This is a genomic window from Ruminococcus sp. (genome assembly GCF_017650195.1).
Taxonomy (GTDB): Bacteria; Bacillota; Clostridia; order Oscillospirales; family Ruminococcaceae; genus Ruminococcus.
The window spans coordinates 1-11061 of record NZ_JAGCFH010000298.1; the positions used below are offsets into that span (position 1 = coordinate 1).

12 protein-coding genes are annotated in these 11061 nt (G+C 38.2%); 11 read left to right on the plus strand and 1 reads right to left on the minus strand.

Annotated elements, in window-relative coordinates; genetic code table 11:
• From J6U00_RS13420 to J6U00_RS13470, 11 genes are all read left to right on the plus strand, one after another.
• Positions 1 to 447, plus strand: a 447-nt coding sequence (locus J6U00_RS13420; protein WP_296582646.1) for a DHHA1 domain-containing protein, incomplete at its 5' end; no start/stop codon positions are given.
• Between the two features lie 58 nt (positions 448 to 505).
• Entirely contained in the window at positions 506 to 859 is a 354-nt protein-coding gene (locus tag J6U00_RS13425) for a histidine triad nucleotide-binding protein (RefSeq protein WP_296582647.1), read from the plus strand.
• Between the two features lie 12 nt (positions 860 to 871).
• Positions 872 to 1411, plus strand: a complete 540-nt coding sequence (locus J6U00_RS13430) for a phosphoribosyltransferase family protein (protein ID WP_296582649.1) — start codon at positions 872 to 874, stop codon at positions 1409 to 1411.
• 171 nt (positions 1412 to 1582) lie between these two features.
• Positions 1583 to 2665, plus strand: a complete 1083-nt coding sequence (gene holA / locus J6U00_RS13435) for a DNA polymerase III subunit delta (RefSeq protein ID WP_296582650.1) — start codon at positions 1583 to 1585, stop codon at positions 2663 to 2665.
• An 11-nt stretch (positions 2666 to 2676) separates the two neighbouring features.
• A complete protein-coding gene (locus tag J6U00_RS13440) occupies positions 2677 to 3276 on the plus strand; it encodes a DUF4093 domain-containing protein (RefSeq protein WP_296582651.1) in 600 nt (199 codons plus the stop codon).
• 157 nt (positions 3277 to 3433) lie between these two features.
• The gene (locus tag J6U00_RS13445; RefSeq protein ID WP_296582653.1) at positions 3434 to 4645 is read left to right on the plus strand and encodes a hypothetical protein; all 1212 of its coding nucleotides are present in this window, start codon (positions 3434 to 3436) and stop codon (positions 4643 to 4645) included.
• A 12-nt stretch (positions 4646 to 4657) separates the two neighbouring features.
• Entirely contained in the window at positions 4658 to 5809 is a 1152-nt protein-coding gene (locus J6U00_RS13450) for a DHHW family protein (RefSeq protein WP_296582654.1), read from the plus strand.
• Between the two features lie 4 nt (positions 5810 to 5813).
• The gene (locus J6U00_RS13455; RefSeq protein ID WP_296582656.1) at positions 5814 to 6593 is read left to right on the plus strand and encodes an SDR family oxidoreductase; all 780 of its coding nucleotides are present in this window, start codon (positions 5814 to 5816) and stop codon (positions 6591 to 6593) included.
• Positions 6593 to 7132, plus strand: a complete 540-nt coding sequence (locus J6U00_RS13460) for a hypothetical protein (protein ID WP_296582657.1) — start codon at positions 6593 to 6595, stop codon at positions 7130 to 7132. Before J6U00_RS13455 ends, J6U00_RS13460 begins: the two co-directional genes overlap by 1 nt.
• A 393-nt stretch (positions 7133 to 7525) precedes the next feature.
• Entirely contained in the window at positions 7526 to 8203 is a 678-nt protein-coding gene (locus J6U00_RS13465; RefSeq protein WP_296582658.1) for a 5'-methylthioadenosine/adenosylhomocysteine nucleosidase, read from the plus strand.
• A 15-nt stretch (positions 8204 to 8218) separates the two neighbouring features.
• The gene (locus J6U00_RS13470; RefSeq protein WP_296582659.1) at positions 8219 to 9127 is read left to right on the plus strand and encodes a dockerin type I domain-containing protein; all 909 of its coding nucleotides are present in this window, start codon (positions 8219 to 8221) and stop codon (positions 9125 to 9127) included.
• 42 nt (positions 9128 to 9169) lie between these two features.
• Here J6U00_RS13470 and J6U00_RS13475 read toward each other — a convergent pair whose 3' ends face one another.
• Complete coding sequence (locus J6U00_RS13475; RefSeq protein WP_296582660.1) at positions 9170 to 10747, minus strand: sodium/solute symporter; 1578 nt, start codon at positions 10745 to 10747, stop codon at positions 9170 to 9172.
• Positions 10748 to 11061 lie beyond the last annotated feature (314 nt).

Consider the following 11061-nt stretch of genomic DNA (forward strand, 5'->3'; position numbering starts at 1 on the left):
AAGTGTATTGCTCTTGCTTCAGAGTCAAAAGAAAAGGACAAAAAGCTTGAAAGTCTTACACAGCAGATAGCAAATTCCAAGACTGCTGCTCTATTTGACAATGCCAAGGAGATAGGCGGCGTAAAGATTGTTTCTGCTCGTATGGACGGTTCGGCTCCCGACGCACTTAGAAAGCTGGGAGATAGTGTAAAGGACAAGGAAGAAGCAATAATTGCTCTCTTTGCTGGCATTCTTGGTGAAAAAGGTACTTTCTACTGTGTATGTACAAAGGAAGCTGTTGCAAAGGGTGCCAATGCAGGAAACATCGTTCGTGAGATAGCTGCTGTTACAGGCGGTAAGGGCGGCGGTAAGCCAGATGGCGCTATGGCAGGTGCTGGAGACATAACTAAAATCGACGAAGCCATAACAAAATTTGCAGATGTTGTTTCGGCAACAATGAAAAAGTAATGTAACGGGCAGTTTTGATTGCCCTCTGAATAAATCTGACTAATAAAGGAGAATCACTATGGATTGTTTATTCTGCAAGATAATAGATGGAGAGATACCCAGCACAAAGGTATATGAAGATGAGTTCGTATTTGCCTTTAAGGACATCGCTCCTATCGCTCCCGTTCATTACCTTATAATCCCTAAGGTACATATTGCATCAGCAAACAATATATCAGTGGATAATTCAAACGCAGTTGCTAAGGTATTTGAGGCAGCGGCAAAGATAGCTAAATCCGAGGGTATCGAAAGCTATCGTATAATAAATAACTGCGGAGATGACGCAGGTCAGACAGTAAAACATCTTCATTTTCATTTCCTGGCTGGTGTAAAAATGGGTTGGGGTCCTGAGTCACTCGGAAAAACAGAATAAGGAGGAACAGTCATGGCTGAGACGTATAAAATGACAATTGCAGGACTCGAAAGAGATCTTCCTATATGTCCTATTAATGATAAGCTTGATATTGCAGCATTCGTAATGTTTTCGGATGTTGAGCTCACAGTTGCAGTTGCAGAAAAACTTCTTGCTAAATCTCCGTATTTTGACGTTATTCTCACTGCGGAATCAAAAGGAATACCCCTCGCTTATGAAATGGCAAGAGAAAGTGGAAAGCCTTATATTGTGGCAAGAAAGTCCTTGAAGCTATATATGACTGACCCCATTTCAGTAAAGGTTAAGTCTATTACCACTGCTGCACAGCAGACACTTTACCTTTCAAAGGACAAGGCTGATATGCTCAAGGGCAAGAAGGTGCTTATCGTTGATGACGTAATAAGTACAGGCGAGTCGCTTCTTGCGTTAGAAAAGCTCGTAGCTGAAGCAGGCGGAATAGTTTCAGGAAGATCTGCGGTTCTTGCCGAAGGAGATGCTGCTGATAGAAAAGACATATGCTTCCTTGAGAAGTTACCGCTTTTCTTTAAATAAGGAATAGAAATATGAAGCGAAAAATGATTGGAGCTGCAACAGCGTATATGGCGGGATTATTTTTCGCTTCATTTTTTCAACACCTGCTTTACTATTATACTATTTTTCTTAATGAACAAGATAATTTATAGGTATTGCTGTCAGGCGGCAGCTGTGAAATAAGGAGATATAATGCCACAGATAGATCCTAAAGCTTTGAAAGCTCAGCTGAGCAAAGGTGAGCTCAGCAATATTTATTATATATTCGGCAGGAATATACCTGAGGTGGAAAGGCTGACAAAACATATAATTAAGGCTGCTGTCGGAGATAACGAGGATTATGCGTTAAATAAGCTAAATGGCAAAAATCTTGATTTTTCCGAGCTTTATGATATGATGCAGATGATGCCGATGATGTCAGAATATAATTGTATTCTCATAAATGATTATAACTGTGAGAAACCGCGGGAGGTTATGACCGGACTTAAAGCCGAAAATCTTAATAAGGAGCTACTTGATACTATAAAGGAAATTCCTTCACAGACAGTTATAATTTTTAATATTACTGGATTTGAGATACCTGTCAAATCAGACTATAAAAGTGGAAAAAATATAATCAAGGATAAAAACAAGAAGCTTGCTGATTATGCTGCGAAGGTTGGTACGCTTATAGAATGTCCGATCAAAAGCGAAAATGAGCTTGCAAAGGATATTGCTTCAAGTGTTTCAGCAAGAGGGAGTCTTATCTCAATTGATACTGCAAGTGAACTTGCAGAAATGTGTCAGTATGATGCGCTTACTATACGCAATGAGATCGAAAAGCTTTGTGCTTATGCTGGAAAAAATGAAATAAAAGCTGATATTCTACATCAACTTGTTCACAGACAAAGTGATATGACCTTTTTCAAGCTTGCAGATGCAGTTGCTGTATTCAATAAGCGGTCTGCTTTTGAAGCTCTTGATGAGCTAATGCAAGATAAGGAGAACAGGGGAGCAGTACTCGCCAATATCACAGCCTCATTTATAGATATGTACCGAGCTGCCTGCGCAAGAAAAAGCGGCAGACAAGTCAATGATGTCAAGGAAGATTTTTTGTATGTTTGGGAATTCAAGGTGAAAAATGCATTTCGTGACAGCTCGCGCATGAGTATAAATAGACTCAGAGAGTGTATAAAGATACTTCGTGACACAAATATTACCCTTAATTCCGGAGTAGGAGATGAAAAGATCATTCTCGAACAGGCAGTTACCAAAATGCTTATGACCAAAAATTAGCGGAGGAAACAATGATAAGGATCAGTGAAGCTATTATAGTTGAGGGAAAGTATGATAAGATCAAGCTTTCCTCGATAGTTGACGCGGTCATAATCATCACCAATGGATTTGGTATTTTCAAGGATTCTGAAAAGCTTGAATTGATAAGATATTATGCTAAAAAGACGGGAATTATAATCCTTACGGATTCAGATGAAGCTGGAAGAAAGATAAGAGGATATATAAAAAGCGCAGTCAGCGACGGAAAGATTACAAATGTGTATATTCCAGACATTTTTGGCAAGGAAAAGCGCAAGATCAAGCCGTCGGCGGAAGGAAAGCTAGGTGTCGAAGGAATAGACACATCCATATTACTTGAAGCTTTCAAAAAATCAGGTATCACTGCCTCAGAAGAAAAAAAGACTTCTGATATAACTAAGCTAACTTTATATGAACTAGGTTTGAGCGGTACCTCAAACAGTCGCGAGCTTCGTTCAAGACTTCAGGAAAAGCTCGGTCTACCACATCAGCTTTCTGCCGGTGCTTTAATTGAGGTTTTATGTACCATGATGGACAGTAGTGAACTGAAACGCATTACAAATCAGATTAAGGAGGAAAACAATGGTATATAGCAGCCTGCTGTATATATACGGGTTTCTACCCATAGCCTTATTGCTGTATTATATCACTCCCAAAAAGTTCAGAGAGATTACATTGCTCCTGTTAAGTATGCTTTTTTGCGGAATGATAAGTCTATATTTCCTCTTTTTTATATTAGCGTATACCTTTGTGAATTTTGTCTGCGCAAGTCTTACTAAAAAGTTACGAAGTAACGAAAAGCTTGCTGCAATACCGCTTACTCTCGGTATAACATTTGATCTTTTAGCGCTGTTTTTGTTCAGGACTGCATATTTTACATGGCTTCATAAGCTTATAAGAGCGCCTGAAAGCTTTTATCCGATAGGAATATCCTTCTTTGCACTTTCTGCTATCGGTACGCTCATAGACGTATATAAAGGCAGAGTAAAGGCTGATATACAAATTATAAGATTCTCGCTTTATATTTTATTCTTCCCAAAACTTTTAATGGGACCTCTTCTGCGATATGATTCTTTTTCAAGAATTATTTATAAGAGAAGAACTAGCCTGTCCGGTTTAGGTGTCGGAATGACCATATTTGTGAAAGGTTTTGCCAAAAAAGTTATTGCGGCAGATAATCTGTATATGCTTTTCAGAGCAGTTCAAAGTGAAAAAGTTGGAGAGATTTCTGCTGCAACAGCATGGCTTGGTATAATTGCTTATGTATTCTGCTTGTACTTCAACCTTTCTGGTATAGCTGACATGGGAATGGGCACTGCGTATTGCTTAGGAATAAGAATGCCGCAGAGCTTCAATTATCCTTTACTCAGCACAAGGATAAAGTATTTTGCATCAAGGTGGCAGTCACAGGTTGTGCAGTGGTTCAGAAGGTATATAACAAAGCCTTTGTATAATATTTGCCATAAAAAATGGACGAGAGAAATCATTTTTGTATGCGGTTGGTCTCTTTTTATGTTTTGGTATACTTTTAATATCAACGGAATAATCTGCGGTATTATACTTGGTATATTCATAATTATAGAAGCGCGGCTACGGGAAAGCAAGAAATTGGATTTTACAGGTATATTTTATACCTTTCTTGTAGTTATTTTATGTGCTGTTTTCCTTTCAGGAAATAGTCTGGTTTATTCAGTGAGATATTTGTTTGCTATGATAGGTGCGAATGGCGATCTTGTAGATTCACAGAGCTTTTATCTGCTGAAATCCTACATTGTTCTAATACTGCTAGCGATGTATGCCTCCACAGACCTTTTCAGAAATTTGATTACAAGAACAGGAAATAGTAGACTAAAAGTCGCTCTTACATTGGTATCACCTCTTATGGTGATCGTATTGCTAATTATTTGTACAGCTTTGATTTCATACAGTGGAAGTTCAGAAATCCTTATTATGAAGCTATAAGGAGAAATATACATGACCTCTATCACAAAGATAACAAGCAGAATAACGGCAATCGTAACCATTGCGTTTATAGTCGTTATGTCTTACTTAACTTTTTTTCATGAAAAAGATAAGTTTTCATTTTTTGAAAATCGAGTACTGACTGAATTCCCGATTTTTTCGGAAGAAGGCCTTATAAACGGTAGTGATATAAAACAGCTCGGAGCCTATATTACAGATCATTTTGCTGGCAGAAGCAGATGGATATCTGCAAAAACAATTATGCAGACTGAATTATCAGAAAAAGTAGTAAACGGTGTATATGTAAGTAGTGAAAGGCTACTTGACGCAGAGACTTCGCAAAGAACGCCAGTCTCATTTAATGCGGATATATTCTGTCGGTATGCAGAGCAATATGACGGAACTGTTTATTTTACTGCTATTCCAAGCTCATCAGGCGTTTATGGAGATCTTTTTCAAGGACATACAGATACACGTTCAGAAAGTCAGCAGATCTCTTCATTTTATGAATTTCTGAATAATGATATAAAAAAAATCGATGCATATAATATACTAAAAATGCTGAATGACAACTACATTTTTTACAGAAATGATACTAAATGGACAACCTATGGGGCATACTGTGTATATAAAACAGTGATTCAAAAACTCGGTTTTCAACCCACTTCTTATGACAAATATAATATAGAACATATAACCGACAAATTCCGTGGGAATCTCTATCAGAGGACTCTTTCGGAAAAGCCTAAGGCTGATACTATAGATATTTTCAAATATCCTAATGGTGCGATTGTTTATTCATGTATCAAAAAAGCAAATGACGGAAGTACAAAAACCGCAGATATTTATGATAGAAGCAGACTGGATTCAAGCGATATGTATTCGGTATTTCTCGGTGAACCGGCTCCTATGATAAAAATAACCACATCTGTAAAAAGCAAAAGTGACAAGAAGCTTCTTGTTATCAAAGACAGCTATGCAAACTGTTTTATTCCCTTTCTGATACAGCACTACAGTGAGATAGTCGTTGTATCACCTGAGGATATGCAGGGAACACTGTCGGATTATGTTGATATCAATGAGTACAGTCAGACACTATTTCTGTTCGGAGTTGAAAATCTCGGAAACAGAGATGCTCTGAAAAAGATCATAGAAAGGAACTGATATTATGAAAGCATTGATCACAGGCGCGACATCAGGAATCGGACAGAGTTTTGCAGCTAATCTTTCAAAAAAGGGATGGGCACTTATACTTACAGGCAGGAATGAAGAAAAACTTAAGGAAATGAAAAATAGTCTTGGCGGCAGCGTTGAGATAATTGCAGCAGACCTTGCAAAACGCGAGGACGTTTTCAGAGTATATGAGTTCTGTCGCGACAAAAACGTTGATATGCTCATCAACAATGCCGGATATGGACTTTTCGGAAAATTTGATGAAACAGATCTTGATGACGAAGTCAACATGATTAATGTTAATATAACAGCTCTTCATATCCTTACAAAGTTGTTTCTGCGTGATTTCAAGAAAAATGATCACGGAACGATACTTAATGTCGCTTCTGCTGCCGGATTTATGTCTGGTCCGCTCATGGCAGCATATTACGGTTCAAAGAACTATGTACTAAAGCTATCCCTCGCAATATACGAGGAACTGAGAAGAGACCACTCAAACGTAAGGATAACCGTACTGTGTCCCGGTCCTGTGGATACTAACTTTAACAACCGCGCAGGTGTAAGCTTTTCTGTAAAGCCTATCACAGCGGATTATGCTGCGGATTATGCGATTAGTAAAGCTCTTAATGGTAAATTCTTTGCAATTCCCGGTCTGGTAGTCAAGCTCGGTACTTTAGCGCCACGTTTTTTACCTCAAAAGCTTCTTGCAGCTATAGTATATAATATTCAAAAAGCAAAAAAGACCTCTGACGGAAAGGAAAAGGCTCTTAAATAATGAGAGATATAAGCTACAGAGTTGCGCTTGGCGGTATAGTTTCCGCACTTTGTCTTGTTACAATGTTCCTTGCGGGGATACTGCCGGCGCTGTATCTGCTTCTCCCCGGAATAGCCGGCATACTTTTGATGATAATCGCTGTAGAGGTCAGCACAGGCTGGGCTTTCCTTACTTATATTGCTGTAAGTCTTCTTGCGATGTTTGTAACATTCGACAAGGAAGCTGCTTTGATATTTATACTGTTTTTCGGACATTATCCTATTATAAGATTTTATATACAAAAAATCAGTTTAAAGCCTTTTAGATTATTTGTAAAGTTGCTTATATTTAATATTTGTATATTAGCTTACTTTTATGCGACTGTTTACATATTGGGGCTTCAGGATATACTTGAGGAATTCGACGGCCTCGGAAGATATGGCGCATATATAACTCTTGTGATATCAAATATAATATTTCTTATCTATGATTTTGACCTTGATGTTATGTATAGGGTATACAGAAAAAAGCTAATGCCGAAGTTTCGTAGAAAAAGATAGTTCGTACCGTTTAAAGTTATAAATGGTACGAACTTTTTATTTACTTGCAAGCTTATATTTCTAAAAAATCATAAAAAATCAGAAGTAAAAAGCTACGCATAACGCAAAGATTTACTGCTTTAATTATATAGGTGTTGAAATTTTCTTCAATGTAAAAAGTTTCAAGCGAATGATCTTAATATGTTTGTAGTTTTTTTCATTGCAGACAAACTATCAATCCTTCTGATATTATCATTTGTTTATTATAACGCATGCAAAGTAATTTTGTGGACATAGTAATTATGAATATTTGTAAACTAAATAAACAAAATGATTTATTTTAACTTTTTCTAACCGTGTCTTGCTATTTCATACATTATATGTTATAATAAAATAAAAACAGGAGTGATAAAGATGAATACAATCGCTATTATCGGAGCAATGCCTTCTGAACTTACTGATATCCGTGAGATCCTTGGCTTGGGAGAGATAAAACACATCTCCGGCTTCGATTTTTATATCAACGAAAGAAACGGCAGAAATGTTATAAATGCTTGCTGCGGAATCGCAAAGGTTAATGCAGCTCTTTGTACACAGGTTCTTATTGATAATTTTCACCCTGACTGTGTGATAAATACCGGTATAGCAGGCGGAATGAACAGTGCTGTAAAGGTTTGCGATATTGTTATTTCTACTGAGGTACTGCCTCATGACCTTGATCTTCATTTCCTTAAGGATTATCCTCCATATTGCGGCGTTTTCAAAGCAGACGATATGCTTATAGAGACTGCCGAGAATGTATGCAGTGAATTTGGCGTCAAGTCGTTCAGAGGACGTATCGTTTCGGGAGAAACCTTTGTTTCAAGCAATGAAGCAAAAAATGCTATACTTGAAAAATTCGATCCCTATGCCGTTGATATGGAGAGCGCAGCAGTTGGGCATTGCTGTTATCTTAATAAACTGCCTTATGTCAGCGTTCGCTGTATTTCTGATAATGCTGACGATGAAGGCGCAATGTCGTTTGAAGAATTTGAAAAAATTGCAGCAAAGCGAGTTGCAGAAATCGTTCTGCGAATGGCCGAGCTGCTTTGAAAGGAGTAACAACTAATGAAAAAAATTATCACACTGATCTCTTCTGCTGTTCTTGCCGCAGGTATGACAGCTACAGTTGTAGTACACGCAGCAGATACAGACGAAGCTCCGGAGTATAATCCGTCATTCAGCTTCAAGGTCGAAGAGGGCACTGGCTTTGAGGTATTAAAATGGGGGGCTGTGTATATCAACACCAAAGATGAGACAGCTGTTTCATCTGTTCCCTGTGTAATATACCTGAACGATGAACAGAAGCTTGCAGGAAAGGTACTGGCAAAATGGGAGTGTGAAAAGAAAGGTCTTGTTCTCAAGGATCTAACTTCTCCCATCGACAATGAAAAATATGGAAAGACACCATTTGCTTATTTCAATAATAGTCCTGATGAAATACTATTAAAGGACTATAACGAAAATGGTTCTAATATCCATGCAGTAGCTTATTCAACAATGTCTGGAGATCCTATGGCTCTTGCAGGCGAATCCTCTTCAGATTATCCACTTGCCTGCTTTAATGCAACTCTTGACGAGGACGCAGAATTAGGAAGCTATACTGTTGCAGTTATAAGTAAGACTGATTTGTATTCTTCCGTAACTCCCCGATATGAGGATAAAACGATTATCAAAAGTGTTGATATGGCAGGAAAGTGTGAGGACCTCATAATCAATGTTTCCGATAGAAAGCTCGGAGATATAAATGACGATGGAATTATTGACGCAGTTGATGCTTCAAATATACTTTACGAGTATGCAATAACATCTGCTGCAAAACCTTCTTCAATGAGTGAAAGTCAGAAGGTCGCGGCTGACGTTGATGGAAATATGATGGTAGACGCAGTTGATGCAAGCAACGTACTTTCTTACTATGCTTATGTTTCAAGCGGAAAAGATGATAAGACACTAAACGAAAAAATTTGTTTAAAATAAGGAACATAAAAAAGCAGCTGAAACAGCTGCTTTTTTATGTTATCATGAAATACTGCTGAAAGCATTGTCTACGAGCTTTTTATCAGGTGCCTTTGTAAATGAACTTACTATGGGTACGATGATTAGCGAGATTATCATTGAAAATGCGCCTGCATTGATCGGAGACAGCAGTGAAAGCGGACAATTAAGTCCTACAATGGCTTCTTTAACACCACTGAATGCTTCTATATTGAGACTGAACAGTATCATGTGTACAACGCTTATTCCAACACCGGTGATAAAGCTTGCACAACAGGCTGCCTTTGAAACTTTTTTCATGAAAAGACCATAGAGGAAAGGTCCAAGGAAGGCTCCTGAAAGTGCTCCCCATGAATATGACATCAAGGTTGAGATAGAAGCGTTTTTGTGGCATGCGATTATAACAGATATGAAAAGGAATACAGCGATAAATATTCGCATGAACATTACCTGATGTTTGTCATCAAAATTCTTTATACGCGGTTTGATAAGATCATTTGTAAGGGTTGAGCTTGAAGTAAGAACAAGAGATGAAAGAGTTGAAAGTGATGCTGAAAGAACAAGTACAACAACAAGTCCAATAAGAATATTCGGAAGAGCCTGCTGTAAAAGTGACGGAACCATTGTATCATATACTGGCTTGCCGTTAACTGTCTCTATAAAAGTTTTGTCGGTATCGCCGCTGAGTGTACAATACAATCTTACGAATCCACCCATAAAGTATGAACCGCCTGCTACAACGATAGCGAAAAATGTCGAAATGATTGCACCCTTTTTTATAGCCTGTTCGTCCTTAATTGCATAGAACTTCTGAACCATCTGAGGAAGTCCCCATGTACCGAGCGATGTCAGGATAACAACACCGAGGAGGTTTATCGGATCTGGTCCGAAAAGTGAACCAAGTGTACCAGCTTCGGTTTTGGCATCGGAGATACGGTTAAGAGCATTGATAGCCTCGGAAAGGCCGTTCTTTTTCTGTACGGTGAGGACAACAACGGTTGTAATTCCTATGAGCATAATTATTCCTTGGAAGAAATCATTGAGAGCAGTTGCTTTATAGCCTCCAAGAGTTACATAAATTGCTGAAAGAACAGCCATTGCGATAATAATATATGTCGCGCCGTTGTCTCCAAGATCAAATACCATTCCGAAAAGACGTGATAGTCCGTTGTAGACTGAAGCGGTATACGGAATTAGAAATATAAAAACAATAAGAGCTGAGGCTGTCTTGAGAGATTTTGAACCAAATCTATGTTCAAAGAATTCAGGCATTGTTTTTGCACCAAGATGATTGGTCATTAGACGAGTACGTTTGCCTATTAGAAAAAACGGAATAAGACTGCCTATTATAGCATTGCCTAATCCTATCCATGCAGCGGAAGTACCGTACATCCATCCGAACTGTCCTGCATATCCGATGAATACAACAGCTGAGAAGTAAGTAGTACCGTAAGAGAAGGCTGTGAGCCATGAGCCTACGTTTCTGCCACCCAGCATGAAGTCTTCAGTGGACTTGGTTCGTTTTGACATGTAGATTCCGATGCCTACCATGATAGCTACATAAATAGCAAGTATGGCAAATGTTGCGGCTTGGGAGTTCATTGATATCTCGACCTTTCTGTGTCTTTACAGTTTTTTGTTATAAATCTGTAAAGCTTTAAATTAATAAAGTGATTGCCGAGATTTATTATACTATATTATATTAATAAAGTCAATAGTATTTTAAAAATTACTTCGAAAAACAGGTTTTTATTATTTAATGTCATTATGTAAGTAACATATAATCGGGTAGGAGGCTAATCATTAATTGATTAGCCGACCTCCCTCACCACCGTGCGTACCGTTCGGTACACGGCGGTTCCTTAGTTTACGCAAACATTCAAATAATAGTCGGTCATGGACATATATCCAAGACC